At 51.9% G+C, this 26,370-nt stretch carries 23 protein-coding genes; 4 read left to right on the top strand and 19 right to left on the bottom strand.

Annotation, left to right across the window (positions count from 1 at the left end):
• The first annotated feature begins 640 nt into the window (after positions 1–640).
• Entirely contained in the window at positions 641–1,582 is a 942-nt protein-coding gene (locus FFS57_RS21490; protein ID WP_249384110.1) for an AraC family transcriptional regulator, read from the top strand.
• A gap of 54 nt (positions 1,583–1,636) precedes the next feature.
• Here the strand turns inward: FFS57_RS21490 and FFS57_RS21495 are convergent, their stop codons facing one another.
• The 3 genes from FFS57_RS21495 to sodC all read right to left on the bottom strand — a co-directional run bounded on the left by FFS57_RS21495 (position 1,637) and on the right by sodC (position 4,684).
• A complete protein-coding gene (locus FFS57_RS21495) occupies positions 1,637–2,860 on the bottom strand; it encodes a DUF3103 family protein (RefSeq protein ID WP_171014127.1) in 1,224 nt (407 codons plus the stop codon).
• Positions 2,861–3,225: 365 nt separating this feature from the next.
• Complete coding sequence (locus tag FFS57_RS21500; protein WP_137939888.1) at positions 3,226–4,008, bottom strand: MgtC/SapB family protein; 783 nt, start codon at positions 4,006–4,008, stop codon at positions 3,226–3,228.
• Positions 4,009–4,156: 148 nt separating this feature from the next.
• A complete protein-coding gene (gene sodC, locus FFS57_RS21505) occupies positions 4,157–4,684 on the bottom strand; it encodes a superoxide dismutase family protein (RefSeq protein WP_137939889.1) in 528 nt (175 codons plus the stop codon).
• A 236-nt stretch (positions 4,685–4,920) separates the two neighbouring features.
• On the opposite strand from sodC, the gene FFS57_RS21510 reads away from it, so the two are divergent.
• The gene (locus FFS57_RS21510) at positions 4,921–6,153 is read left to right on the top strand and encodes a TIGR03862 family flavoprotein (RefSeq protein WP_249384111.1); all 1,233 of its coding nucleotides are present in this window, start codon (positions 4,921–4,923) and stop codon (positions 6,151–6,153) included.
• A gap of 158 nt (positions 6,154–6,311) precedes the next feature.
• Here the strand turns inward: FFS57_RS21510 and FFS57_RS21515 are convergent, their stop codons facing one another.
• The 9 genes from FFS57_RS21515 to FFS57_RS21555 all read right to left on the bottom strand — a co-directional run bounded on the left by FFS57_RS21515 (position 6,312) and on the right by FFS57_RS21555 (position 15,766).
• On the bottom strand, positions 6,312–6,830 hold the full coding sequence (locus FFS57_RS21515) for an O-acetyl-ADP-ribose deacetylase (protein WP_137939890.1): 519 nt from the start codon (positions 6,828–6,830) through the stop codon (positions 6,312–6,314).
• Between the two features lie 29 nt (positions 6,831–6,859).
• The gene (locus tag FFS57_RS21520; RefSeq protein ID WP_171014128.1) at positions 6,860–7,603 is read right to left on the bottom strand and encodes a substrate-binding periplasmic protein; all 744 of its coding nucleotides are present in this window, start codon (positions 7,601–7,603) and stop codon (positions 6,860–6,862) included.
• A 471-nt stretch (positions 7,604–8,074) separates the two neighbouring features.
• The gene (locus tag FFS57_RS21525) at positions 8,075–8,812 is read right to left on the bottom strand and encodes a substrate-binding periplasmic protein (protein WP_171014129.1); all 738 of its coding nucleotides are present in this window, start codon (positions 8,810–8,812) and stop codon (positions 8,075–8,077) included.
• 296 nt (positions 8,813–9,108) lie between these two features.
• Entirely contained in the window at positions 9,109–10,488 is a 1,380-nt protein-coding gene (locus FFS57_RS21530; protein ID WP_137939893.1) for an NAD(P)(+) transhydrogenase (Re/Si-specific) subunit beta, read from the bottom strand.
• Between the two features lie 12 nt (positions 10,489–10,500).
• On the bottom strand, positions 10,501–10,872 hold the full coding sequence (locus FFS57_RS21535; RefSeq protein WP_171014130.1) for a proton-translocating transhydrogenase family protein: 372 nt from the start codon (positions 10,870–10,872) through the stop codon (positions 10,501–10,503).
• 14 nt (positions 10,873–10,886) lie between these two features.
• On the bottom strand, positions 10,887–12,005 hold the full coding sequence (locus FFS57_RS21540; protein WP_137939894.1) for a Re/Si-specific NAD(P)(+) transhydrogenase subunit alpha: 1,119 nt from the start codon (positions 12,003–12,005) through the stop codon (positions 10,887–10,889).
• Positions 12,006–12,891: 886 nt separating this feature from the next.
• The gene (locus FFS57_RS21545; RefSeq protein ID WP_137939895.1) at positions 12,892–13,566 is read right to left on the bottom strand and encodes a LutC/YkgG family protein; all 675 of its coding nucleotides are present in this window, start codon (positions 13,564–13,566) and stop codon (positions 12,892–12,894) included.
• A complete protein-coding gene (locus FFS57_RS21550) occupies positions 13,563–15,011 on the bottom strand; it encodes a LutB/LldF family L-lactate oxidation iron-sulfur protein (RefSeq protein WP_137939896.1) in 1,449 nt (482 codons plus the stop codon). Before FFS57_RS21550 ends, FFS57_RS21545 begins: the two co-directional genes overlap by 4 nt.
• The gene (locus FFS57_RS21555; protein ID WP_137939897.1) at positions 15,008–15,766 is read right to left on the bottom strand and encodes a (Fe-S)-binding protein; all 759 of its coding nucleotides are present in this window, start codon (positions 15,764–15,766) and stop codon (positions 15,008–15,010) included. Before FFS57_RS21555 ends, FFS57_RS21550 begins: the two co-directional genes overlap by 4 nt.
• A 351-nt stretch (positions 15,767–16,117) precedes the next feature.
• Here FFS57_RS21555 and FFS57_RS21560 point away from each other — a divergent pair, with 351 nt between their 5' ends.
• Positions 16,118–16,897 (top strand): GntR family transcriptional regulator, encoded by a 780-nt coding sequence (locus tag FFS57_RS21560; RefSeq protein ID WP_249384113.1) that lies wholly within the window; start codon positions 16,118–16,120, stop codon positions 16,895–16,897.
• Positions 16,898–16,973: 76 nt separating this feature from the next.
• Here the strand turns inward: FFS57_RS21560 and FFS57_RS21565 are convergent, their stop codons facing one another.
• From FFS57_RS21565 to FFS57_RS21580, 4 genes are all read right to left on the bottom strand, one after another.
• Positions 16,974–17,363 (bottom strand): VOC family protein, encoded by a 390-nt coding sequence (locus tag FFS57_RS21565; RefSeq protein WP_137939898.1) that lies wholly within the window; start codon positions 17,361–17,363, stop codon positions 16,974–16,976.
• Positions 17,364–17,405: 42 nt separating this feature from the next.
• Positions 17,406–17,840, bottom strand: a complete 435-nt coding sequence (locus FFS57_RS21570; RefSeq protein ID WP_137939899.1) for a DUF2784 domain-containing protein — start codon at positions 17,838–17,840, stop codon at positions 17,406–17,408.
• Between the two features lie 57 nt (positions 17,841–17,897).
• Positions 17,898–18,353 (bottom strand): hypothetical protein, encoded by a 456-nt coding sequence (locus FFS57_RS21575; RefSeq protein ID WP_502705935.1) that lies wholly within the window; start codon positions 18,351–18,353, stop codon positions 17,898–17,900.
• 121 nt (positions 18,354–18,474) lie between these two features.
• Positions 18,475–19,374 (bottom strand): C1 family peptidase, encoded by a 900-nt coding sequence (locus FFS57_RS21580; protein ID WP_137939901.1) that lies wholly within the window; start codon positions 19,372–19,374, stop codon positions 18,475–18,477.
• Between the two features lie 589 nt (positions 19,375–19,963).
• Here FFS57_RS21580 and FFS57_RS21585 point away from each other — a divergent pair.
• Positions 19,964–21,661, top strand: coding sequence for a sensor domain-containing diguanylate cyclase (locus FFS57_RS21585; protein ID WP_137939902.1), 1,698 nt, complete (start codon positions 19,964–19,966; stop codon positions 21,659–21,661).
• Between the two features lie 160 nt (positions 21,662–21,821).
• Here the strand turns inward: FFS57_RS21585 and FFS57_RS21590 are convergent, their stop codons facing one another.
• From FFS57_RS21590 to FFS57_RS21600, 3 genes are all read right to left on the bottom strand, one after another.
• Positions 21,822–22,028, bottom strand: a complete 207-nt coding sequence (locus tag FFS57_RS21590; protein WP_137939903.1) for a SlyX family protein — start codon at positions 22,026–22,028, stop codon at positions 21,822–21,824.
• A gap of 64 nt (positions 22,029–22,092) precedes the next feature.
• Positions 22,093–24,987 (bottom strand): WG repeat-containing protein, encoded by a 2,895-nt coding sequence (locus FFS57_RS21595; RefSeq protein ID WP_171014131.1) that lies wholly within the window; start codon positions 24,985–24,987, stop codon positions 22,093–22,095.
• Between the two features lie 38 nt (positions 24,988–25,025).
• Entirely contained in the window at positions 25,026–26,255 is a 1,230-nt protein-coding gene (locus tag FFS57_RS21600) for a hypothetical protein (RefSeq protein ID WP_137939905.1), read from the bottom strand.
• Positions 26,256–26,370: the final 115 nt, after the last annotated feature.

Raw genomic sequence — 26,370 nt, forward strand, 5'->3', positions numbered from 1 at the left:
AACACCTCTGCGCCAATGATACTGCGGATTGCCCGTGGGAAAGTAGGTCACCGCCAGACCCCTCTAAAAACGCCCTTAGCTCAAACCTAAGGGCGTTTACTCTTCTACAACCACCACCACCGATCTGATGCCCGCGCAAGTCATCGAGCACTACAAGTCGCTCGCCGATATCGAACGCGGCTTTCGCGTGCTCAAGCTGCCGGCGTCTGCAGACGGCAATCCATCACCGTCAACTACACTACAATCCTCTACCTCCGAAGGCACCGCCACGGGGCAAGCCATACCCTCCATGGTCTGGCCTAATGCTCTGCATCGCATTGAGTCCATTGATGCATACCGGCGCTGTTTTTAATGTTTTGGGAAAGGGCTTGATGACTAGCCTGTACCGAACTATCAGCAGTAAAGAGAATGGCCGTGATATTGCATGAGTCAAGTATTATCGAGTCAGCTTATATGCCGAAAGCTACAGTACACTTATTGCTGGGTGGTGTTCTAAGCATGTCGAACGGACTTAAACCAACTAGCTTCGATAGCCACCAGACTGGGTTCCAGACAAAAACAATGCTGCTCTTCATCCACCAGCCTGAGACAGATTAGCCTGTACATGACAATACCTTCTCAATATAGCTATCGTGAATATATGCAAAGGTTGAACCGTGTCTTGGATTTCATTGACCAGCATCTGGGTGAGTCATTGGAGCTGGTACAACTAGCGGATATCGCACATTTTTCACCGTTTCATTTTCATCGCCTGTTTACGGCGATAATGGGTGAAACCCTGGGCGATTACATCCGTCGCCGCCGTTTGGCGGTGGCAGCTTTTCTCTTGGCTAGCCAACCACAGCGTCCGGTACTGGAAATCGCATTGTCGATAGGTTTCGGGTCTGGTGAGGCATTAGCACGTGCTTTCAAATTACAGTTTGGAAGCACGCCGACAGATTGGAGGCAAAGTACACCTGAGCGTTGGGCCAGTGAAATGGCAAAGGTGAAGCAAAGTGAATGGGGGTTGCGCAATTTGGATCAGGTAGTTCGCAAAGCTAATCAGGCCATGCAAACAGAATTGCAGGATGATGGGGACTCCGAAAAACGATTTAGGAGGATTAGTATGAATGTCACCATCCAAACTATGCCTGAACGCCGTGTTGCCTATATGCGCCACATTGGCCCTTATGGGTCATCCATTACTGATTTTTGGGAAAAATCATTTGAGCCCTGGTTGTCTGCTGCTGGCCTGACGAATGCAACGTGCTATGGTGTCGGCCATGATGACCCTTCATTGACGCCACCAGAAAAATGCAGATATGACGCTTGCGTTGAAATCCCTGATGATTTTGTACCTACTGGTCAAGCCAGTACAACAGTACTAGCAGGTGGACGTTATGCGGTGATGCGCTTCCGAGGCACGGGTAACGAGATTGGCGAGGCTTGGACAACGCTGTTCCGAGACTGGTTACCTTCCAGTGGCATGCAAGTACAGTGTGATGTTGGGCCGTGCTTTGAGCGCTATGAGCCATCATCAATGTATGACAGTACGACCGGTCAGTTCGAATGCGATCTATGTGTGCCGGTCAGGCCGCTTTGATGATTAACTAACGGTGCTGGCCGACCCAGGTTGGCCAGCACCGCACGACAAGTTTTATTGTTCGTTCAGCCGATATGGTGTCAATGTGATCTTGGCATTATTGGCCGCCCCCATCCAGTCGGTATAAGTGCGATTTTTCTCCAATGTGTAGAAGCTATCCAGATAGTCGTCATCGTTGGTGAACCAATGCGATGGCATGGCCTGAATGATGGCGTTAGCCACAGTGGCAATCACAGCATATTCGGGTTTGAATGCACCCAGAATCTTTTCGACACCTGAAGTTACCGCCAGTACCAAGTCTTTGTAGTTTGTATTATCGTCATGCTCGAAGAATTGTACGTTTGCAGCGGCATAACGGAAGTCTGCCCATTGGATCAGAATCTGGTTAGGCGTGTAGTCGCGGCCATCATGATCCAGATAGGGTAATTCCACCGCTTCGATTTGTGCTTTGGATTGACCCGGTTGCACACCGGATACCAGTGCATAGACTTCGGCTGCACCGGAGATCCATGGTTCTTCATCGCGATTAAGACGAATGCGGTCAAGTCTGGCCGTATCCACATAGCCTGACATGGCCATCATTTTATGATCGCTTACTGCAGCATGTTTTTGCATACCTTTTGCAGCCAGCGTGCGGTTGGCAATCTGCAGACCTGCACGCAGATCTTCCCGGCCATCAATGTCAGCCACTAGCACTGGGAAGTTGGGTGCCTGACGGGCGTCCAGGTAATGGATACGGCCCTGGCTGTCGAATGCCTCGATAACAGTCCACTGCTTGTCGTCACCGGCCGGTTCAAATGCGACCAACATCTGGTTGGTTGGCTGGACCATCATTGCGCGTTGCTTGGGTTCGAACAAACGTACCTGAAGCAGTCCCTTGCTTATTCCAGTAATACCCTTTTTGTTCAAAACGGATTGATCAAGCTGTCGCAGCGCTTGCACACTACCCATACCTAGGCCCATGTGACGGCTCAATACGCTGCTACGAGGTGCGTTGCGGCTGTACTCGTCCAGTATCAACCGCAGCGGTGCAACCTTGTTGGGAGCTGTATCGGGCGTCTGGGCAAGTTGTTTGTTCAAACTATTGGCAAATGTCGGGTCTGCAAGCATACGGGCTACTTGGCGAGCGGTTTCACGCTTAGCTTGATCAATGTGAGTTGGTTGGCCCGGTAGTACAGTTTGCGGTTGCAATGTGGGTTCATCGGCATGTACGGTGGAAACTGCCGCCAAGCTGAATGCGCCGATCAAAATTTGGCGTAGGGTTAACGGAAAAGCCATCGATACCTCCTCATCGAATATTGTTTTATTGAGTACAGTGCGAGTGTGTTGTTGATTTTTAATGAAAACCCGCGTACTACCCTTTTGCATCCCCAGTGGTCATTCAGGGGTAGATATCGAGCTGGCATACACTCGATCTATATCACGCTACCCATTTGCGATGCACATGGCAATACCGATGGCATATTTTATATTGTTGCTATATACGTAATGAAGTGCTGTTTTGTCAGTGATGAAATCATTTACAAGCCAAGGGGAGCATCAAATAATTTGCATTTACAGTATGGCGCTAAGTGAATATATGTTGCCGGAAGAGGCAAAGAAGCAAATATGCTTTGTAATCGAAAGGTTAAGGTGACTGTCGGTCAGTTGCGAGCGTGCGAGAGTTGGAAGCGTTCAACACCTTCGTGTCGGGATAAATGATAGGCTAGGGCTGACAGTCGGCTGTGGTCGCGCTTGTTGATTGCTACCGCCACAAAATGCCATTGCTGCTTACCATCATGGGCGGAAATGGAAAGACTGCCGCTGGCGATATGGGCGGAAATGGAAAGACTGCCGCTGGCGATTTCGTAGCCATGTTCGAGCGCGATTTTTTGCAGGGCGGCTTCTGTCGGAATGACGTCAGGAACGAAATGAAGCGTGATGGCGATTGCTGGTCTTGAAGGCAGCCAGGCTTCCAGTTTACTGACCCACATCATGCACACCATCGCCAGAAAGGAGAGTGCGATTGCGGATACATAAAATCCCAATCCGACCATCACGCCGATGGCTGATGCGCTCCAGATGGAAGCTGCAGTGGTTAATCCACTGATACTGAATCCTTCCTTCATGATGACACCCGCGCCTAAAAAACCGATTCCTGTGACAATCCCTTGAATTACGCGAGTCGGATCGGCTGCTGCTTTGATGGCCGCATGGCCACCAAACCAGAAATCAGGATAGCCACATAGGACAGTCAGCGCGGCCGAGGCCATACAGACCAGTCCGTAAGTACGCATACCAGCTGCACGGCCACGGTACGATCGTTCGTAACCGACAACCAGACCAAGCGCCAAAGCACCGAGCAAATTCAGGCAAACAATGACGTTGACCGACACTTCAGTTGGGGACCAGTAAGCTGCCAATGCCGTGTTGGGGACAATTTCCATGATCAGTCTTTCGCTTGGGCGAGGCCCAGCTGGCAAGAGTACGCAACATGCTTAGCTGAGGCTTCTTTGAGTCTTGATCATGGTGTGGTCGATAACAAGTCTTATATGTGAATTTATGAAAATGCCACCCTGAAGGGTGGCGCAATATTTACTTAATTACACCGCAAGCCATCCGGGCACCGCCACCACCCAGTGGTGCCGGGTGATCATCGTGGTTGTCTCCACCAGCATGGACCATCAATGCTCGGCCCCTGATTTCATCCAGCTTGCGCAGGCGGGGTGCCAGTACTGGGTAGTTGGCTTTGCCATCGGCCTGCACATACAGCGCAGGAAGATCACCCTTGTGGCCATTGCCATATGGGCCTGTGTGGCGCCCGGTCTTTTCCGGATCCCAGTGGCCGCCTGCGGCCAGTGCAGCTACAGCTTTGCCATCTTTTTCTGCAGGATCACATGATGGTTTTTCATGGATATGAAAGCCATGTACACCCGCAGGCAGCTTGCTCAGATCAGGTGTCAGCAACAAGCCGTAAGGGGTTTCGGTGATGGCGATTGAGCCAATCACCTCTCCCGCCCCTTTTTCATCGGCCATGGCCAATGATACGGTGAGCTTATTGTCGGCTAGAACGGTGGTACTGATTGCAGTCAGCGTGACGGCAAGTAATAGAGAATGTCGCATGCAGCGGGCTCCTGTTTTCAAGTGGAAAGATTGTTGAATGTCATTATCATCCAGTCAGGACGTGATATGGGTGAAATTGTCATTTTCAATGAGGGCGATAGTCAGGTAGTTACATCCAGACTACGTCTTGCTTCCGGTACAATGGTGGGCTGATAGTCCGCCAATCCCTCACTTAACGAAACTGTGGCTTGCCAGTCACTTATTCTGATCTACACCGCACCATGCCAGAAAAAACCATGTCTTCATATCGTGCTGCCATTGTTGGTGGCGGCCCCGCTGGCCTGATGGCGGCTGACATTCTTAGTCAAGCCGGTGTTCAGGTGGATGTCTATGACACTATGCCCTCAGTGGGGCGAAAATTTCTGTTGGCTGGTATCGGTGGCATGAATATTACGCATTCCGAACCGTTGGAGCGTTTCAATACCCGGTATGGGGATCGTGAGCCAGACATGACACGCTTACTTGCGGATTTTGGGCCGAATGACTTATGTGATTGGATACATGGCTTAGGCATCGAAACATTTGTGGGGAGCTCCGGCCGGATTTTTCCAACTGACATGAAGGCTGCTCCCTTATTGCGAGCTTGGCTTAGCCGATTGCGGGAGCAAGGGGTTCATTTGCATGTTCGTCATCGCTGGATGGGTTGGATGCCAGATGGTGCGCTGTGCTTTACCACCCCTGCGGGAGAGCAAACCCGATTGGCGGACGTTACCATTTTGGCGCTTGGGGGCGGTAGTTGGGCAAGACTGGGGTCAGACGGGGCATGGGTGCCTTGGTTACACCAACGTGGTGTGAAAGTGAAACCATTGCAACCGGCAAATTGCGGTTTTGATGTGAACTGGACCCCGCATTTTGGCGGCCGCTTCGCAGGAGAGCCGTTGAAGACGGTTGCCTTGCGTGTTGCGGGCTCTGGTACCACATTCAAGGCAGGCGAATTCGTGATCACGGCTACGGGTGTAGAAGGTAGTTTGATCTATGCATTTTCTGCACAACTGCGCGATACCATTTTGATGAATGGGTGGGTGGATATTGAAGTTGATCTGATGCCCGGATGGACACAGGCCCGACTGGAAAAGGAATTGTCGCATCCACGAGGTTCCCGATCATTGTCCAGCCACATGCAAAGCCGCATTGGCCTGAAAGGTGTCAAAGCCGGTTTGTTGCGTGAATGCCTAGCTCAAGAGGATTTCAATAACCCGGCCAGATTGGCATATGCCATCAAGGCATTGCCGCTTCGTTTGCATGCGATACGACCCTTGGATGAAGCCATCAGCAGTGCAGGTGGAGTGGCCTTCGAGGCTATGGATGAGCAATTGATGCTGCGTGCACTACCTGGTGTATTCTGTGCTGGCGAGATGCTGGATTGGGAGGCGCCAACAGGAGGATATCTGCTGACGGGCTGTTTTGCCAGTGGCAGAGTCGCAGGCCTGGGTGCACTGAGTTGGCTGCAGGCAGGCGTTGTTGCATAAATCGAAGCTAAAAACGTAGATGTCGGTTGATTGACCTCAAGTAATACGGACGGGTTGTTGTGGGCAAGGAGCACTACGCGGTTGCGAACGTCGGCATGGATTGACACCATAGCGGAATGGAATATGAAGCCAATCAGCGCAATATCAGGTGCTATGAATTACAGCTTCAGATTGCTGAGTGCTTGTTTCAATGCATCGGCGACATCATTGCTGAATGCAACGAAACTGACTTCCTCCAAGCTGGTTGTCTGACTGACAATTTGATGGACAGTGCTGACGGCAATCTGACAGGCTGCCGCCAATGGGTAGCCATAGATACCGCAGCTGATGGCAGGGAAGGCGATGGTGCGCAGGTTGTGGTCGATAGCCAGCCGCAGGCTTTCGCGATAGCAGGAGGCCAGTAGGTCCGGTTCGCCATTGCGACCGTCTTGCCATACGGGTCCAACGGTATGGATGACATATTGAGCAGGTAGTTTGAAGCCGCGTGTCAGTTTGGCTTGACCAGTTTTGCAGCCGTGCAGTTTGCGGCAAGCTTCTACCAGCTCAGGGCCCGCGGCACGATGGATGGCGCCATCCACCCCTCCGCCACCAAGCAGGCTGGTGTTGGCTGCATTGACAATAGCGTCGATGGCAAGATGAGTGATATTGCCATTGATGACAGTCAGCTTGGTTGGCATGTCGAGCTCCTGAACGGAAGCTTCTATTGTTACTCAAGTGGTGCGAGCTGAATACCGCCCCAGGCCTCATTCCTTAATTGATCCAGACGGCCTGATGTGATCATTTTGCGTAGTCCCTCATTGAATTTCTGGATGCGCTGCGCATTTCCAGGAATTCTGCGGGTGAGCAACAGGCAGAAATGTTCGATCAGGTAAGGACGCAAACTGATTTCGATTTGCGCGCGTTCTTGTTCGGAAAAATTTTTATGAAGAATCTGCTGCCCCACTGGTAATGTCATTGGCACTATGTCGACCATGCCTTTGGCCAGTAAACGCATGGCTCGCTCATCGTTTTCTGCGATGACAACTTTCAGTCTGCCCTGGCGGACTGCCTCATCGACCAGGCTGCCATAAGAATAGCCATGGGTGATCCCCAGCCTGTAGGGTTCCAGGTCGGCAATACTTCGCCAGTGGAAGTCTCGACCCAGTCGATGGAACAGGACACCAGGCAGGGTCAATAAAACGTCAGATATATAGAAATCCCGTTGTCGGTCAGGTGTGCTCTTCCAAAGCGGCGTGCCATCCCAACTGCCATTGCGGGCAAGTTCGAAGGAGCGTCGCCATGAGAAAAAGCCATAATCGGTCTTGATGCCAACTTGAGCAAAGGCTTCCGTCACAATCAACGAGCCAACCCCAAAGTGTGGCAATTGTTGTGACATCAGTGGGGGCCATTCACCACTGGCAAGCCGGACAGTGTCACTGGCATGGACAACCGTGCCGATAGTTAACAGCATGCCTACTGAAAGCCGGTACACCCATCGACCAGTCATAAACAGTGGCCCAGAATGAACGTTGATTTTTTCGTGTACATTAATTGCGCCTACTCGAAATGGCGGTAATCTGTAGCTTCAAGTTTAGTGCATTGACACGTGTGCGTTGACCCTAAAGAGAAAAAGCCGCATCAGCGGCCTTTTCATTCCCAGAGAGCTATTTTTTGTAGTGACTTTGTAGTCGGTAGGCAGTTTAATCCTGATGCTGTAGCTGATCAATCCTTGTTTTAACTGTTTGTCATGATCGGCTGGGCGGGGTTGCTCATAAGGCGTGACAAATTTTATCCTGCCGGTGCTTGGAAGCTGTCCAATGCCTTATCATGCAGCCGGTGTTCATGTGTTGCTCAATATCCTCAAGTACCACCCATGCACTCCAGTTTTTGTACGGTGCTTCACCTTGCTGATGGCTACTCATCTCTGAGCTTGTGCCGGTTCCTAGGGTTTCGGTTGGCTGGTCATTTCCTGTTGCAGCTCGCTCAACCGACCGTTGCTGGCCAAACGGCGTAATCCTTCATTGAATTGCTGTAGATGTCGTTTGCTGGCCGCGTGTTGTTTGCCAAACAGCAACGTGTAATGTTCGATCAGATATGGCCGGTTATTCACGGATATCAGCACGGACTCGTTATCGGACAGTTCACTTTTCATGAGTGCATATCCCACGGGTAGAGCAATCGGGAACAGGTCAATCAAGCCTTTGCCCAGAAGCCGCATATTGCGCTCGTCGTTGTCACTTTCCACTACATTCAGGCGCCCGCTGCGAATTGCTGCATCCAGTTTGGGCCCATAGGTATAGCCGCGTGTTATGCCGATGCGGTAGTGCACCAGATCATCAACAGATTGCCACTGAAAGTCCTTGCCCAGGCGATGAAAAAACACACTGGGCATGCTCAGTACCACATCGGAAAACAGAAAGTCCCGTTCGCGTTCTGGGGTACGAGTCCACAATGGCGTGATGTCCCAGGCACCACTGCGTGCAAGTTCGTAGGAGCGTTTCCATGGGAAGAAGCCGTATTCGACTTTGACTCCAACTTGTCCAAACGCTTCCGTCATGATCTTGCTGGCTGGACCATAGCCGGGTAGATGCTGGGATAGAAGGGGAGGCCATTCTCCATTGGCAATACGCACAACGTCACCGGCTTGTGCCATGGGTAGGCCAATTGGTAGTGCGATCAAAAGATATAGCATCCAAAGCCGGGTAGGACGGCCTAGCGAAATCAAAATCAAGATATTCCTAGTGTTGAGTGATGGTGGAAAGCAACCGGTCAAGTATCGAGCTGGTAAAGGGTGCCAGCTTCGCGAACCCTGGGCTTATCCAGACGCGCATTTGATACTGAATTACTTGCTAGGTCAGGGTGATGGGTAATTGCCCTGAATGGCCTGATGTTATTGTAGCCCTGTTTGAACATGGGGCGGAAAAATGGCAAGCAGTGCTACCGGCCTGTTATGGACCGGTAACACTGTAACGTGGATTAGTGTAGCCCTTTCACCATGTCTTCAACCACTTTCTTGGCGTCACCAAATACCATCATGGTCTTGTCCATGTAGAACAGGTCATTGTCCAGCCCAGCATAGCCAGCATTCATTGACCGCTTCACCACGATCACCGTGCGAGCCCGGTGTGCATCCAGAATCGGCATGCCGTAAATCGGGCTGGCAGTATCTTTTTGTGCGGCAGGGTTGACCACATCGTTGGCGCCGATGACCAGCACCACATCCGTGTTGGAGAAATCCGTATTGATTTCTTCCATTTCCAGCACCTTGTCGTAAGGGACTTCCGCTTCTGCCAACAACACGTTCATGTGGCCAGGCATGCGACCGGCGACTGGGTGGATGGCATAACGGACATTCACGCCTTTTTCGGTCAGGACTTCCGCGAACTCTTGCAATGCGTGTTGTGCGCGGGATACCGCCAAACCATAGCCAGGTACGATGATGACACTGTCAGCGTTGCCCATCAGGAATGATGCATCTTCTGCGGAGCCGGACTTATAGTTTTTCTGCACACCACTGCCATTGGCTACTGCGGGGCTATCACTATTGCCCATGCCACCAAAGATTACGTTCAACAGTGAGCGGTTCATCGCTTTACACATGATGTACGACAAAATGGCACCAGAAGAGCCGACCAGTGAGCCAGCAATAATCAGTACCGAATTGTTCAGCGTGAATCCAATACCCGCCGCTGCCCAACCCGAGTATGAGTTCAGCATCGACACCACTACGGGCATGTCCCCGCCGCCAATTGGCGCTATCAGGAAGTAACCCAGCACCAGGGCAATGACCGTCATGGCGATGAAGGCCTGCAGGTTTTCGGTGATGAAGTAAGCTGCACCCAACACAATCATGGCAATGGCCAGGATGGCTTGCACCGGTTTGACCCAGCTTCCTTTCAATGGCTTGGAACCGGTCTTGCCAGACAACTTAAGGTAGGCCACAACTGACGCGGTAAAGGTGATGGCGCCGATAAAGCAGCCAATGAATAGCTCAAAACGATGTACGCCATCATGATGCTGATTGGTGTTGTATACCGCTGCAATTGCAATCAGCACGGCTGCCAGACCGACCAGTGAGTGCATCAGCGCGACCGTTTCCGGCATCTGCGTCATTTCAACGGTTTTGGCACGGTAGCCGCCTATGACTGCGCCAGCAATGATGGCGGACACGATCAAGGCAAAGTTAGGGTTGGGGGCCACGGCAAATGTGATCAGGATGGAAAGCCCCATGCCGATCATGCCGTAGGCGTTGCCCATTCGAGCACCAACCGGGCTTGAGAGTCCCTTGAGCGCAAGGATGAACAAAATCGCTGCAACCAGGTAGACCCAGTCCGCGTAAGGCGTCAGAAATTGCATCGTGGGTCTCCCTTATTTCTTTTTCTTGAACATTTCCAGCATGCGCTGGGTGACCATGAAGCCACCAAAGATGTTGATGCTGGCCAGAAACACCGCCAATGCACCCAGCACGGATGTCAGTGTCAGGGTTTCGCCGTTGATGTACACCACTTGCAACATGGCACCAACTACGATAATGCCGGACACGGCATTGGTCACCGCCATCAATGGTGTATGCAAGGCAGGGGTCACGTTCCATACCACGTGGTAACCCACAAAGATGGCCAGCACGAAAATGGTGAAACTGGCAATGAACGGGTCCATGGTATGGGCGGCCTGGGCCACATGTTGTGCCGCCTGATTAACGGCGTCGGCTGTTTGGGTGACGGCTTGTTGAGCGTCCATCTGTGTCCCCTCCCTCAGTTTGTATTGAACAACACTTGTCCGTCGCCGACGATGCGGGTTTTGGCGACGACTTCGTTGTCCATGTTGATTTCCAGCGCTGTGGCGTCTTTCTTCAGCATTTCACCCAAAAAGGTGAGCAGATTGCGCGCGTAAAGCGACGATGCGTCCTGTGCGACTAGGCCAGCCAGATTGGTGGTGCCGACCAGGGTGACACCGTTCTCGGTCAGGTATACCTCACCAGTCCGTGTCAACTTGCAATTACCACCTGATTCGGCTGCCAGATCCACAATCACCGAGCCTGGTTTCATGGTGCTGACCACTTCTGGCTTGACCAGCTCCGGTGCGGGTTTGCCGGGGATCAATGCGGTGGTGATGATGATGTCGGCAGCAGCAGCATGCTTGGCAACCAACTCACCCTGGCGGCGTTTGTAGTCGTCGGACATTTCCTTGGCGTAGACGCCGTCATTGGCCTTTTTTTCCTCATCAGTCATGGGTACTTCAACGAACTTGGCACCTAGCGATTCGACCTGCTCCTTGGTAGAAGGCCGAACGTCAAACGCCTCAACGACAGCGCCCAGACGCTTGGCAGTCGCGATGGCCTGCAAGCCAGCCACACCGACCCCCAGAATGAGTACGCGAGCGGGTTTGACCGTACCGGCGGCGGTCATCAGCATCGGCATGAATTTGGGGTAATACTGGGTAGCCAGCAACACGGCCTTGTAGCCGGCGATATTGGCCTGTGAGGACAGTACATCCATTGATTGCGCACGGGTGATCCGTGGCAGCAATTCCATCGCAAAACAGTTAAGATTTTTGGCGGCCAGTGCTGGCAGGGTGGGGTTGTTGTGCGCGGCAAACAGGCTGATGACAGCCGCGCCGAGCTTGATATGCTCGATTTCTTCAACTTGCGGTGAACGCACTTTGAAGACGATGTCGCTGTTGAACGCATCGACAGCGGTACCGATTTTGGCGCCGGCGGTGGCATAAGCCTCGTCGGGAATTGACGACAGCTGACCGGCTCCGGTTTGCACTACCACCACTTGTCCAAGTCCGATCAGCTTCTTCACGGTTTCCGGAGTGGCCGCTACCCGTGTCTCGCCGGGCAGGGTTTCCGCAGGGATTCCTATTTGCATGGTTGTTATCTACCTGTAGTCACTCTCTGGTAGGCAAACGGACACAAGACGGTACCCATCCCGTAGACAGCCGTACGCCTCGTGCGCCGATGCCCGCTTCGCTGCTGATTCGGCGTGCACGCCACCTCTAGGGCACAAAGCGAACTCGCGAATCCTGAAAACAAAATAAATCTGTCGTGTTGCCGCAAGATGTCTGCGGTACTGCTGGGTGCCAAGCCGACCCGAGTGCGAGGTAGCGCTGGGTAACGGTAGCAATGATGCTGGGATCAACCAGGCCGCATTTTGCCGCGGAAAAACAATGGCTTTGTTGTGCTGGTAATGACAGCAGAACAATTGCGGTTTTTCGCAGTGTTTTGCGGGTGTATCTAGATGGAAATGAGCGAAGCCGGTATCACGGTCGGCGATCAATGGTGTCGATCAAACGCTCGTATTAAACGCTTGCTTGGAGTGTGTGATAGAAGCTGCAAGCTTGTCAAGCAAGTTTGACACAATTCTCTGATCGCAAGTCAATACGGGGTTTCCCGCAATTGATGCATTGCACCAACTGGCGCGGGATTGATCTAATTTGCGTATGTGCGCACCTAAATCCGTTGATGGGTTGGTATGACTGCATTTCGGTGCGGCTACGGTTTGCATCAAAAACCACCAAACCCATTTTGTTTTTTGTACGAGCAGTGTCTGCCTATAGGTGGGCGCCGTTCAATGCGGGATCTTGCCAGGTCATCAGTCAACCTGCGTGTTACAAACTGTGTTGTCTTGGGTATGATGATCTTGGCCGGGTTGCAACCTGCCAGATTGCGATCCTGTGAAAGTCAAATCACGATGGATCGACAATCAATCACTTGGTGGGAAATGCGCTATTGCAATGAATTTTGACGGGCAGATTTCACGGTAACTCGTCTAGAATTGCAAGCACAATCAGTTGCTTAGGTCCATGGGCGCCATAAGCCAATGTCTGTTGAATGTCAGCGGTTTTCGATGGGCCGGATATCAATAATACATTGGTTGGCAGGCGTGTGGCCCATTCCGCTTGTTGCATGGCTTCCAACAGAGTGTTCCATAGTTGCCCGGTATGCCACAGCACCATATGGATTGGCGGCACCAGTGACAGGGTGCGGGGTTCGGCCGCTGTGGGCCATAATACTAGTGAGCCGGTGGCGGCAATGGCGCCCTCACAGCCAGTCAGGCTGGCTTCGATCTGGAATAACTCGGCTTTCCACTGCTCGATATGTTGATCAAACCGTTTGATTTGTGGTGTGTCATTGCGGCCTGCCCAGTGTACCTGCAGTGTAGTGGCAGCTGGGGTGTTTGGTGCGAGCAGAAGCTGACGAATACCCAGTTTGTGCAGTGTGTCGACCACGTCATTAGGCCAACGTTGTGCCGTGGTTTCAATCACCTCTGCATGGGCAGCACGTAACAGACTGATTACTCTGGCTACGTCTTCAGGATGGCTGAAAGTGTAGGGTGTGGTGGCAGCCTGATAATCACTGAGTGGTAAGGGCGCTGGTGCGGTGCCAGAACCTTGGCGCAGTTTGGCCAGGATGCGGTCTCGAGCAGTCATGAGTGGTGGGCTCCACGCTTGCGCAATAATTCATGCAGGGTTTTCGGGGCGGGAACTGGAGCGCTTCGGACTTGAGTCCAGGGCTTGATCTGGCGAGGTAGCCAGCGCCGTAGGCGACTCGTCAGCCACGTGACGGTTCGGTAGATAACAGGAGCGCTGTTCAGCCAAGCCCAGGCACCCCACAGGTAGCGTTCTCTCTGGTCAAATTTGGCACCTTGGCCACGCACACTCTGTGGTATGGCAGCCGGTGGTCTGACCGATTCTGTGCGTAGTCGCATCAGCAGGTCCGGGATGGGAATCTTCACCGGGCACACTTCACCGCAAGCACCGCACAATGAAGATGCACTAGGCAGATCCCGGGTTGCCTCCAGTCCCATCAAATGCGGTGAAATGATTTTACCGATCGGGCCTGGGTAGACAGTGCCATAAGCATGGCCGCCGATGCGGGTGTAGACCGGACAATGGTTCATACACGCACCACAGCGGATGCACTGTAATGTTGTGCGCAACTGGTCGTCGGCAAAAGCTTGGCTGCGGCCATTGTCCAGTAGTACCAAATGGACTTCCTCGGGGCCGTCCAGCTCGTCCGTCTTACGCGGCCCGCTGATCAGATTGAGGTAGGTGCTGACAATTTGGCCGGTAGCTGAGCGGGTCAACAGGCTGTACAGCGGGGCGATATCCATTAGTTTCTCAACCACTTTCTCGATACCGGTAATGGCAATATGTACTTTCGGTACGGTAGTGCACATGCGGCCATTGCCCTCGTTTTCCACTAGGCAGAGTGTGCCGGTTTCAGCCACTGCAAAATTGACGCCCGAAATGCCGATGTCGGCCTCCTGAAATTTTTGCCGGAGTACTCGTCGACCAATCTGAATCAGTGCATCGACATCTTCGGTGTAGTTCACTCCCTGAATGTGCTCGGCAAACAGAGCGGCAATCTGCGCCTTGTTTTTGTGGATGGCGGGCATGATGATGTGCGAAGGGGTTTCACCTGCCAATTGGACGATGTATTCGCCCATATCCGACTCCAGGCATTCGATGCCACGTTCGCTCAGGAAATGGTTCAGCTCCATTTCTTCACTGACCATCGATTTGCCCTTTACTACTTGTTTGCCCTGATGTCGCACTGCAATTGCATGGACCAGCTGATTGGCCTGTTCGGTGGTTTCTGCCCAATGCACCTGGATGCCATTACGCTGGCAATTCATTTCCAGTTGTTCCAATAGATCCGGCAGTTTTGACAGGGCACGCTGGCGGATGTGTTCACCCAGCTTGCGTAACGAATCCAGTTCTTGTGGGTCGCCGAACACGCTAGCCCGTTTCGCCATCAGGAAGTCCATTGCGCCACGAAAGTTACGACGTAACTGGTCGTCGTTCAACGCAGCATGAGCACGGTTGGCGAATGTATCCCGGATAAAAACGATGGGCTGTGGTGCTGCTTTCATGTGTCGGCCTCACAACGCTGTCGTACAAAGCTGACAATATGCTCGCCCTGCAATGGCTGGCCCTGATTGGCCAGCGAGCCATTGATGTTCATCAGGCAGCCGCAATCCGCACTGACCAGATGTGCGGCACCGGTTTCTAGCAAGGCTTGGGTTTTGTCCGCCACCATGGCAGCAGAGATCTCAGGATGTCGTATTGAAAACGTGCCGCCAAAGCCACAGCATTCCGATTCATGACCTTGCACAGCCAGCGTGACATTCTGTAGCCGTGATAGCAAGGCACGGCCCGTTTGCAACGTGCCCATCTCGCGTCGCGCCGTACAGGAGGTATGCAGGGTAACGGTTGTCGGTTCGCCCAGGTCAGTCAGTTGCAGGTTCAGGTGGTTGACCAGATAGTCAGTTAGCTCCACCACCCGTGCGCTGAATTGCTGTACTTGTGTAAGCCGTGTCGGTTCCAAGGCAAACAAAGTCGGGTAATGGTGTTTCATTATCCCTGCACAGGAGCCGGATAACACCACGATTGGCCAATCACCTGGAAAATGCGCAATCTGCGCCCAGGCTACCCGCCGGGCTTCATCAGGATAACCGCTGGTGTAAGCTGGCTGGCCACAACATGTCTGCCCCTGTGGAAAGTGCACCTTTACTCCGGCGTGTTCCAGTAGTGCAATGGCATCCAACCCAGCTTTGGGGAAAAACACATCAATCAGGCAAGTACCGAACAGGTAAACCTGGCTTGTTTGTTTGGCTAGCATGGGCATTCTCCAGTACTGAATGTTCCATCTGGTGGTTGGCAGCGACGTAGCTGAACTGAGTATTGCCCAACATGAGCAATCTTCCTGTTAATTGGTAATACCAATCAATCAGCTTAATGATTCATTCGACACAATGCCTGATGGGCTGTCAAGCAAGGATGCGTCAAAGTATAGAGATGTGACATATTGGATAGGGTTGGTTTGAGTTTATATATATGATAAGTATGGGTTGAATGTTAATTTTTCATGATGGACTCACAGAGTCTGATTCAAATTGACTGCCGGGACTGGGTGAAAAGCCATAAGGTGTAAGCCATGACGAAAAAGGGTGAATAAGGTAAATTGGTAAGACCAATCGTGCACGAAAGTATCACTGTGTTTCAGGAAATCAAACCACGCCGCGTCGCGGACGAAATCGTCGAGCGTTTGCAGAAGATGATTCTGGAAGGCATATTGAAAGCTGACCAGCGTCTGCCTGCTGAACGGGAGCTTGCTGGACAGTTTGGTGTATCGCGCCCCTCTGTTCGTGAAGCGTTGCAGAAGTTGATCGCCAAAGGTCTGATCTATAGCCGACAGGGCGGGGGCAACTATGTCAATGGCTCCATCGGCGATTCGTTGTACGATCCGCTGCTTGATCTATTAAAGAACGATGCGAGTATTCATTTCGATTTGTTGGAGTTTCGCCATACCATTGAAACGGCAATGGCCTATTACGCTGCTGAGCGGGCTTCTGATGCCGATCGCGAAAGCATCACTCGCGCCTATGAATACCTGCAGATGACTTATCAGGCTGAAGACCATGCCAAGGAAGCTGAAGCAGATGCAGGTTTTCATCTCGCCATTGCCGAGGCATCACAAAACGTGGTGTTTCTGCATACCATCAAAGGCTTGTTCGGTCTCTTGAAACACAATGTGATCACTAATCTGGGTGGTTTGTATACCCGACACGAAACTCGCGACACCATCATGACCCAACATGCAGCCATCTATCAGGCGATCATGAATTCCGACCCTATCGCTGCCCGCAATGCCAGTGGCATCCATGTGCGATTTGTCGAGGAAACCCTGCTGGAGCTGGATGCCGAGAAGCGTCGACAGGAACGGGCCGAGATGCGGCTAAAGTTGATGGATGAATAACCGGGCTGCCAATCGCTGGTTACAAGATTGCATTGGTGGCGTGTACTTGGCTGAACACGCAACATTGATCGGTGCATCAACGCTGTTGCCGAGCATAGCTCACCGTCAGCATTTCCCACTGATGCCCATCGGGCTCATTCCAATAGATTCCCTGGCCACCGAATTGCGTGCTGATCTGCATGTCCATGGGGCCACGAACTGAGCTACGGTAAGGGATGCCAGCTGCTTTGATGCGACCGAGAATGGCATCGAAGTCTGCCTGAGTGACACGGAAACAGAAGTGGTAAATCGGGAAGTCTTCATTCGTGTCGATAAAGTCCAATGTCAGACCGTCATTAACATAGACCGCCGAAAAGGGGCCGATGGTTGTTTCTGACCATGGTACGTTCAACAATTCCGCCAAGCGTTTGGCCGATGCAACTTTTGTGCGCGACGGCACGATGGTGTGATCCAGTTCGATAGTCATGGCGAGCTCCTGATCGAAAGGTGACGGCGGGACTGGTCAATGCTACATGGGTGGAGTACGCCCCTGAATGGGTAACTTGTGACGGCGTACAGGTGGGTAAACACGCCATGCCACGATGACCAGCACGCCAAACAGGGTATAAGCAACCAGGAATGCCCATGGTGGCGCATCGTAGAACAGTATGCGTCGCAGCCAATAAGCGATGAAGCTATCGCTGGTTGGTGTTAATCCGGTGTTGGCACGTAACTGCCACTCCAGTACGGTCAACGGGCAGGCAATCCCCAGCCATGATTCCACCACAACCATGGCAATTGCTAGTAGATGAGATACCCGAAACCACCAGCTATTGACCCATGACCAGGCGAGTTGGTTGCCGATCACAATCAGCACCAGACCACCCACAATGAACAACACTACAGCGACGTGTACGATCAGTACAATATCTGCCAATAACATGGATGATGTTGAATCTGTCATCGGGTCACACCCGTTACATAGCAGCATGTGGCCGAGGAGCCACATAAGCCCATCCAACTATTTCGGATTGCAAGGCTTGCCCTCATATTGATGCCGATTGAGGGCATACTTCTTGCCATTCCAACGCTCAACAGGAAAGCAAAATCCCGGGCCGCCGATTTCAAGGTCTGGCCAGCCATCCACGCCTTTGGTCGGTAAAATGCTCAAGATGCCGATGCCGTGGGACAACAGTTTCCAGCTGCCATTGGCCTGCTTGCTGACCAGACCGTAACCGCTACCCGTGTTGCCATAGCAGTAGGTGCCACCTTCGGTGATGATGGCTTCGGGTTGGCCGTCACCATTCAAGTCCAGTACTTCCTGAATCGTACCTGGTCCATAGGTCGGCGTGGGGTCTTCACAAGCCCGCCATTGTTTACCTTTCTTCTTGAACCCTGCTGCTTTGAATGCAGCAGCTTCGTCAGTGGGGGAGAGTCTCTCCGCTGCACCAGATGTCGATGCAGCAATCAATGACATCAACACGCTTACTGCCAGGATGTTCAGTTTCATCAGACACCTTTCATTGCACGTGATGGATTATGTTGCTAACGAGAAAATACGAAAGCCTGGGTTGTACAATGTGAAGGTAACGGCTGAGCTAGAGATCAACCGTATAGCCGTCCATCAATATCCTGGCGAGGTCCGTATCCTTGATGGTGCCAAAGCCTTGTGCCCCCCAATTGGTTCCCCAATCGTTGGCAAATTTGAATTCAGCCGTGTTGGTGTCATAACCCACAATGGCGATCGTCTTCAGACCCAGGGTCCGCAAAGGCAGTTTTACAGTCACCTTCCCACCTTTGCCGGGCGTATCGAAATCGTTGGGGACCTCAATGGCGGCGGCGACAACGTTGCCTGAGCGGAGGGCATCCAATACCTGTGAAATGGATTTGGTCTGGGCGAAGCTTTTCAGCTTGAAGGCTGGTTTGACCGAGTTGTTTGGCAGTGTTTTAAGTGAATACGGCCAGTCGCTGGCCAAGTAGATGCCAACTGACTGAGCTGCCTTCAAGGCACCTAATAGTGATGTACCCTGGTAATCTTCCCCCTGGAATTCGTCAAACTGCTTGGCCAGCATATAGATGCCGCGTGGCGAAACCGTCACGTGCTGTTTCCCGATGGATGCCGCCTTGCTTTGTATGGCATAGGCTACAGTGAAACCGACTGTCGCTGCTTCTGGTCCGGTATCGCCGATTGGTCCGATGCTCGTGGATAAATCAATGACTTCTTCTGGTCGCGCAGGGGTGGGCGTTCTGAATTGGGGCGGTAATACTGGCGCCCCCAGTTCGATTTTCAATGGTCCAAGCTCGGCCTTGCCATCGGTGGACTGAGAAAATCGTGCAATCAGGCCGCTGAGCGAGTCGTGAAACAGGACGGCCGTCACTAACCCAACGGCTGGCCACGAGACGAACACCGGCAATAACACTTTTACCCACTCCAGAATCAACCCAGGGCGGGTGTCTTTATCGTGTGTACCGATGGGTGCTGGAGCGTTCTCTTCCATTGGCACGCCTTTACGTGATCATTCAGATTAGCCCTCATCGGGCCGTGATCTTCGCTCGCCAGACTTAAAATACGACCGAATGTAACGCCATTGGGCTGTGCCCTTGGCAACAATCGCCCGTTTAATCACCATTAAGATGTCAGCATGACCTAAATAGGCTTTTGGGAAGGATATCGTACAAACGGAAAATGATCTGGGCTGTATTGCCAGTGAGCAGTCATGAGCCACTTCCAATCGGGAATATGCAATACGATTTATCATGGTCTTTCAAAATAATAGCACTGAATGCTTCATAGGTTGTCAATACAGCATAAGAACAACCAAATATCCAAGCTCTACGTTTCAATTCGACCGATTGGTGGATAGTTATTTCATTTGTATATGTTGCTGATGGTTTTTGATTGCTGCTGATCATATTAATTGTCAATTTTAACAAATGCGGATTTAAGTTTATTTGCTTGGTGAAATAATTTGGTTATGTCGCCTACGATGGAAGTATCAGCCTGGTTCAGGCCCACCGATGGAGGGCTGAGTTGCTGTCGAGGGAGAGGGCGGGTGTCACGACTTTACTTCATCGGATTCAAGGATCATGGCACATTTTCTTGGCGGTTTACGTGCTCAGTTGACGGTGTTGTTTGGTAGCCTGGCATTGTTGATTGGGTTGCTGGTTTCGCTATACATCAATGAATTTGTCTCTGCAGAAATGACGCGTGAACGGGGGGAGAACATTCATCAGGTAGCTCGCAACATCTCGTTGGCTCTGGCAGAAAATCTGCGCGAACGGGAGCGGGAGATAGTGTTGTTGGCACAAAGCCCATTGTTCGTCAAATCTGCTTTGAATAGTGACGATGTTCGTACCAGCTTGAATCAGGCCAAACACAGCTATCGCTACTATTCATGGATTGGGGTAACCGATACGCAGGGTGTGATCCAGGCCGCTGCCGATGGTTTGTTGGAAGGGCAGAATGCAGCCAAGCGCCCATGGTTTATCCACGGAGTACGCGGTGCGTTTCTTGGCGACATTCATGAGGCCGTATTGCTGGCCAAGTTACTGAAACCTGATACGCCTAACGAGCCAATCCGCTTCGTCGACTTTGCGTCACCCATCCGCGATGTATCGGGGCAATTGAAAGGGGTATTGGCATCCCATGCCCGTTGGACATGGGTCAAGGAGGCAATTCATACTTTTTTGCCAATTGATGCAATCGCACAGGGCGTCGAGGTGTACATCGTCAACAGCAAGCGAGAAGTGCTGTTGCCATTTGAGGCTGTTGGCAAACAGCACATTCCCGTCGGGCTGAACGCACAGGTGCCTTTTGGCATCTTCCAATGGGCTGAGGGCCAGCAAATCTTGTCGACCATATCACCGGTGAATGCGGTGACCAGCAATGACTTGGGCTGGCAGGTGGTTGTGCGGCAACCTGTGGCAACCGCATTGAGCAATGTGCAGGCATTGGACATCCGGATGTGGTTGTTGCGTGGGATTACCACGGCGGTCTTGATGGGATTGGTTTATCTTTTGTCGAAGAATATCAGTCAGCCAATCGAAACACTGGCAAACATTGCGAAGCGGATTGAGCAAGGTGACGAGGAAGTTACGCTGGATGTGAAAGCGCATTCATTCGAGTTGAGCACACTGATCTCCGCATTGCGGGGTATGACTGCCCAGTTGATCAGCAGTAAGCACGAACTGGCCGAAATCAATATGCAGTTGGAGCAGAAAGTCCAGCAGCGTACGGTTGCGTTACAAAACACCAATGAAGAGTTGGTAAAAGCGATGGTACAACTGGAGTTGTTGGCCCGGCAGGATGCATTGACCGGATTGGGTAACCGGATGGCTGCCAATGAACGGCTGCGAGACGAGTTCTTGCGGTGGAGACGTTTGAACACGTCGTATTGCGTGCTGTTGATGGATATCGATTTTTTCAAAAAGGTCAACGATACCCATGGCCATGACGTAGGGGACGACGTGCTACGGTATGTGGCCAGACTGTTGCAAACTACCATTCGTAACACGGATTTTGTCGCCCGCTTTGGTGGTGAAGAGTTTTTGGTGCTGTTACCTGGTACGGCGGTGGAAGGAGCGGAACTGTTGGCAGACAAAATATGCCGTACTGTGGCGGCTACGCCTGTGCCAGTCGTTAATCAGGTTACCCTGAGTATTGGCGTAGCAATGGCATCAGCAGGTGATGCAGGGGATCACGATTTGGTATCCCGTGCTGACCAAGCGCTATACCAAGCCAAACACAATGGGCGGAATCGAGTGGAGCTGGCGACCAGCCACTGATGTCTCGGGATAGTGGCCTCTCGGTTGTGTCAATGAACCAGGTGCCCGCACTGGGCAAGGGCAGGTGATCCACTGCGACGCTAAAGGTAAAAGCACTGGGAAAGTGAACAGACCGACGTTGGGTAACATCGGCCTGAACGGGTAGCTTCAGTTTGCCATGTCAGTAATGCGGTGGCCGCTCATTGGCCAGCAGCCCACCTTCTTCACCCCGATCCTTCATGTCGCGAAACTGTTGATAAAGCATTTGTAGTTGTCGCTGCAACGAATCGATCTGCTGTTGTTGCAGTACGACAGTCTGGTTCAGGGTATCCAGCAAATCTTCCTGAAAACTGAGCTTGATTTCCAGTTCGTTGATACGGTCTTCCATGGCGCTTTTTTGAATCACCTGTGGCCGGGCAACGCTGATTGCGCGACCTGGCTTATCTGTTAAGTTAGTTACAGCGTTGTACTTGTTTGGCGGTTTCTGGCCATATGATCTGTTCTTGACCATTGAGCAGGACTGGCTGTTTGCCACACAGCCATGCGCCTTGCAGTAAGACCTTGCCGGCAGTATCGATCAATGCAAGGTTACCCTTGTTGATGACGACTGCACGCGCTTCCGAAAAGTTGGTGGCTGCCTCGAACTGAAGCGGAATACTCAGTTGACCTTGTCGATTGAGGTAGCCATAACGCGTGACAGGTGCTGTCAGCGCCGCTATTTTGCCTTGTTTTTTGGTTTTACTGTGGTGATCCACTTCCTGGCTAACCACAGCAAAACCATTTTGCATGGGTTTGATTTCGCCAAAGGGGTAAAGGCCAATGATTTTTCCTTTGGCATCTGCCAACCCAATGTTTGATTTGGCTGTAGGGTTGTGTGGTTTGAAAACCACCACACCTTCGGAAAAACGATCGTGTTCAGCCACCCCGCCAGGAATGGTGACGCGTTCCTTGAAGTCAAAACCACGAAACAGGGTACCCGTTGAATCCGAATTGCTTGCCTGTATGTCAACCCACCACCAGGCTGGGCCATCCTCAACCGGGGAAAGCGGGTTTTTTGCTGTCGATACGCGGCCGTTCAAATCGGTTAGGCGCAGTTCGCCTCGATATTTGGTTATTTCGAAAGGGTGCTGATCAAAGCTGTTCAAGTAGCGTCTTGGTTGGACTACCCATTCGCCTTGGGCATTCATCAGCCCTTGCTTGCTGACCGGATTAACCTGAAACCAGCCGTCGTCCAAATAGCGGACCGATTCATAGATTGGTTCAATATAAACCTTTCCATCCATACCCAACACACCTTCACCATTTTCCTGATCCCTGACCATCAGTATTTTGGCGTTTGCGTCATACCGGATCGATTCGTAACGTGGCTCAACAATCAGCTTGCCACTCTCGTTCAACCAGCCATAAAGCGTACGTTCACCTGACTTATCGTCAGCGCTGATCTTCCAACCAATCAGTTTGTCTTGATGTAACTCCGGGTCAATCTGGTTGTAACGCGGCTGAACAAGCCATTGAAACTGGGTGTTGATGATGCCCCATTGTCGATCTTTTTCTGCCGGAGCTAATCCCTGATGAAAGGTTTTGTAGGTCATGCCTTCCGGGATGGCCACTGTCTGTCCGGTTTTAAGGTTCTGGCGATGTGATTGCTGATTCTCATCGACCCATTCCAATGTATATGGGGTGGGGAAGTGCATCTGTCGCCCATGTGCTGGTACAGCATATAACTTGCCGCTTTGATCGATCACCTTCAGGCCATCTGGACTATCGATAAAGGCCAAGCCATTACGAAACACTGACAGTTTGCGCTCGTCTGGCTGAATGACCCATTCACCTTTACCATTGATTGCACCCCACCCTTGTTCGGTTTTCATCAACAACGGCCCATCAATGGGCTTATCCGCTGATGCAAATCGATAGTCCAGCAGCTCGCTTTCATATTGCCATTCTGGCCGGGTGATCACTTGGTGATCATGAGTAAAAATGGCAACTTGGCGGTAGCCTTTAACCAACAGGGCGACAGGCAGTAGATCGGGTTTTTGCTTCGCGATCTCGCTGATCGGTTGAATCAGGTCAATACTGTCAAATTGGCCTTTGACTGTTGGATCACTGCTGGAAAGCACTTTCTTCCCGTGATTATCGAACAGCTCAAATGGTTTATCCTGGGCATCTTGTGATTCACCTTCCTCAAGCAACAGCAAATAGCCAGTGTTGACTTGTATGTCTGGTCGTTTGATCAGGCTTTTCATCAAGCCAGTTGTCGAATGCCAGACCCAGCTCTGATCGCAGCCATGAATCAGTTTCCAGGGGCTATCGGCCTGTTCAATCTGGGCCATGGTCAGGGATGGGCAGTCAACCGATAGCACGATCCTTCCAGCCTGATCGATCACATCACGCCGTTTGTTGGTACGGTTGGGGGTGGCAAGGTACCAGCCATCACTATATTGGATATCCTGATAGGCCGGGTTGAGGACAAACTTACCATTTTTACTCAATAGTCCCTGTAACGATTGATCCGGCTCAACTGGTGAATCAGGGGCTGCAATGGCCAAGCCTTGATGGAATTCATCTAGGGACCGGAAGGTCGGGGGGAAGACCGTTCTGCCTTGTATATCGGCGGTACCATAAAGTGTGATGGGTTGACCGTTGCGTGTCTCTTGTTTGCTGGTGATGAACAGCCCGCCGCTAAACCTGGCACTTTGGTCAGCAGGGACGGGGCGTGTCTGACCGGTCAGGTTTTGTAGTACTGGTGGGGCGTTGACCGTTGCGCTGAATAGCCCTTGTGTCCGGCTGTATTTGTACACATCAACGTGGGCAGGCAACTGCTTGAGAATCTTGCCAGTGGGATCGATCAGCAGATCCTGTTGATATGCCTTGCTGACAACTGCTGTTTTGTTGGAAAAGCTGCTGGCACCCGCATATTGGGGTTGGATCACCCAGTTGCCCGCCCGATCGATATAACCCCATTTATCGCCTTCTTCTGCGGCGGCCAAGCCTTCTGCAAAGGCTTGTATGGTATTGAATCGGGGTTTGACGATCCAGGCCCCTTTGGTATCAATGACACCCCATTTTTCACCGACTTGGACGGCGGCTAACCCTTCGGCGAAATCATCAGCATCGTCAAAGGCTGGGGCAATGACGATTTTGCCGGACAGGTCGATAAAACCCCATGATCCTGCTACCTTGATACGGCTCATTCCGGACTTCATTGGGCAGAGTACTTCAATCGAAGATGACTCAATGGCACCAGGTTCGCATTCCGTATCGGCATAGATTGTCAGCGAAATGAAGATCAATGGCACACTGGCAACCCAGGTTATCGAATTGCGTATGGATTTTTTGATATGCATGGTATGTGGCCTGAAAGACATAAGCGTGGATGGCGGATTCACCAGACTTGTTGTGCGCGCCATGCTGCTCGAATTTTCAGAAGCATGGCTTCGGGTGACTTTTCCTGCCGTAGCGTGGCTTCATCCAAGCCAAACAGCATGGTGGGCTGCGTCTCTTCATCTGCTTGCGTTGTGGCAGGTGTTGGGGCTCGAGTCGATAATGCTGCAACCAGGCGGCATTGCTCTGAATTGGCGTTGGTATTTTCAAGCAGGTTGATTGTGAATCCCTGTTCCTGGCCATATTGCTGCACCAACTGTTCCAGTAATGGTTTGACTGCAACGGGGGCTGTTGCCAGTGTTTTCCCGTTTTCATCCAGCCATTGTCGGGCAATGGGAATTGCGATGCCGGATGAGCAGTCTTCCTTGATGGTTTGACTGGCGGCAACAGCTCGTTTTGCATTGGCTGGTGGCTTGATTCCCCATTCCGGCTGCCAATCTTGCTCATATTCAATCAGGCCAGCTCCGACAACCCGGATCTGATTTGGCTTGGCGCCGATTTCAACCAGCTTCTGGTTAAGCTTGGTCTGTAGCTCGCGCCGTGTGGCCGTATCGTCACTTGGTTTGAAATTGCGATCAATGCGTTGCCGCCAGCCAATAAACTGGCTGTGCAATTGACTGAAAACAGCATGGGCGTTGGCGGGTGGCTGTTTGCCAAGCGTGGAGATATCAAAACGGAATTGCAATGTGTTGAAAATCGCTCCCGTTTCGTCTTTGAATTTGGCTGTTAAAGGGGCATAGCTGATCAATGGCTGGGCTTGAAGCGTTTGCTTGGCTCGTTCTTGCTTGATGGCCGGGTTGGATGCACCCAGGCAGGCAAGGGCTATCTCGCTGTGGTCCGGCCATTTCCGATCTTGCTTCTTGAGTTGCTGAATTAGCCGTACAAGCCAGTCTGCATGCGCAGGCTCGCGTGATGCAATTGGTTGATTCTGTTGATCCAGCAACCAGCTGCCCGTTTCAACATGAAATCCTGTTTCACAGTCAATCAACCGCGTGTCGTAGTTGTACCAGCCTTTTTCTGATTCCGCCTCGGTCCAAGGCTCGCCTGAGTGTCGTGGATAACGGCTGGCCGATGCCAACAGGCCGTCCGGCCGGAACTGTAATTTGCTGAGATGAACCGCATGGGCGGTATCGCGTGAGTACATCGGGAAATACAGCCAGTCGGCTTCGTCAGCCTGAGCGATGGGGGCCATCATCGCGGCCAGGGCGACAAGGTATTGCTTGAACAGCATGGTCGAATACCGCTTGGTGAGTTGAATGGGTGATGGATCGCGACAGTATGGCATCAGATGATTGGTCAGAGTGATTCTCAGTATCTATAGGATGGCCGATGGGGAAAGCCTAGGG

The sequence above is a fragment of the Chitinivorax sp. B genome, from assembly GCF_005503445.1.
GTDB lineage: Bacteria > Pseudomonadota > Gammaproteobacteria > Burkholderiales > SCOH01 > Chitinivorax.

Bases quoted from the DNA above. Each gene is read 5' to 3' on its own strand.
- FFS57_RS21490 (WP_249384110.1), top strand. From the start codon at position 641: ATGCAAAGGTTGAACCGTGTCTTGGATTTCATTGACCAGCATCTGGGT.
- FFS57_RS21495 (WP_171014127.1), bottom strand. From the start codon at position 2,860: ATGGCTTTTCCGTTAACCCTACGCCAAATTTTGATCGGCGCATTCAGC.
- FFS57_RS21500 (WP_137939888.1), bottom strand. From the start codon at position 4,008: ATGGAAATTGTCCCCAACACGGCATTGGCAGCTTACTGGTCCCCAACT.
- sodC (WP_137939889.1), bottom strand. From the start codon at position 4,684: ATGCGACATTCTCTATTACTTGCCGTCACGCTGACTGCAATCAGTACC.
- FFS57_RS21510 (WP_249384111.1), top strand. From the start codon at position 4,921: ATGTCTTCATATCGTGCTGCCATTGTTGGTGGCGGCCCCGCTGGCCTG.
- FFS57_RS21515 (WP_137939890.1), bottom strand. From the start codon at position 6,830: ATGCCAACCAAGCTGACTGTCATCAATGGCAATATCACTCATCTTGCC.
- FFS57_RS21520 (WP_171014128.1), bottom strand. From the start codon at position 7,603: ATGCTGTTAACTATCGGCACGGTTGTCCATGCCAGTGACACTGTCCGG.
- FFS57_RS21530 (WP_137939893.1), bottom strand. From the start codon at position 10,488: ATGCAATTTCTGACGCCTTACGCGGACTGGGTCTACCTGGTTGCAGCG.
- FFS57_RS21535 (WP_171014130.1), bottom strand. From the start codon at position 10,872: ATGGACGCTCAACAAGCCGTCACCCAAACAGCCGACGCCGTTAATCAG.
- FFS57_RS21540 (WP_137939894.1), bottom strand. From the start codon at position 12,005: ATGCAAATAGGAATCCCTGCGGAAACCCTGCCCGGCGAGACACGGGTA.
- FFS57_RS21545 (WP_137939895.1), bottom strand. From the start codon at position 13,566: ATGACTGCTCGAGACCGCATCCTGGCCAAACTGCGCCAAGGTTCTGGC.
- FFS57_RS21550 (WP_137939896.1), bottom strand. From the start codon at position 15,011: ATGAAAGCAGCACCACAGCCCATCGTTTTTATCCGGGATACATTCGCC.
- FFS57_RS21555 (WP_137939897.1), bottom strand. From the start codon at position 15,766: ATGCCCATGCTAGCCAAACAAACAAGCCAGGTTTACCTGTTCGGTACT.
- FFS57_RS21565 (WP_137939898.1), bottom strand. From the start codon at position 17,363: ATGACTATCGAACTGGATCACACCATCGTGCCGTCGCGCACAAAAGTT.
- FFS57_RS21570 (WP_137939899.1), bottom strand. From the start codon at position 17,840: ATGACAGATTCAACATCATCCATGTTATTGGCAGATATTGTACTGATC.
- FFS57_RS21575 (WP_502705935.1), bottom strand. From the start codon at position 18,353: ATGTCATTGATTGCTGCATCGACATCTGGTGCAGCGGAGAGACTCTCC.
- FFS57_RS21580 (WP_137939901.1), bottom strand. From the start codon at position 19,374: ATGGAAGAGAACGCTCCAGCACCCATCGGTACACACGATAAAGACACC.
- FFS57_RS21585 (WP_137939902.1), top strand. From the start codon at position 19,964: ATGGCACATTTTCTTGGCGGTTTACGTGCTCAGTTGACGGTGTTGTTT.
- FFS57_RS21590 (WP_137939903.1), bottom strand. From the start codon at position 22,028: ATGGAAGACCGTATCAACGAACTGGAAATCAAGCTCAGTTTTCAGGAA.
- FFS57_RS21595 (WP_171014131.1), bottom strand. From the start codon at position 24,987: ATGCATATCAAAAAATCCATACGCAATTCGATAACCTGGGTTGCCAGT.
- FFS57_RS21600 (WP_137939905.1), bottom strand. From the start codon at position 26,255: ATGCTGTTCAAGCAATACCTTGTCGCCCTGGCCGCGATGATGGCCCCC.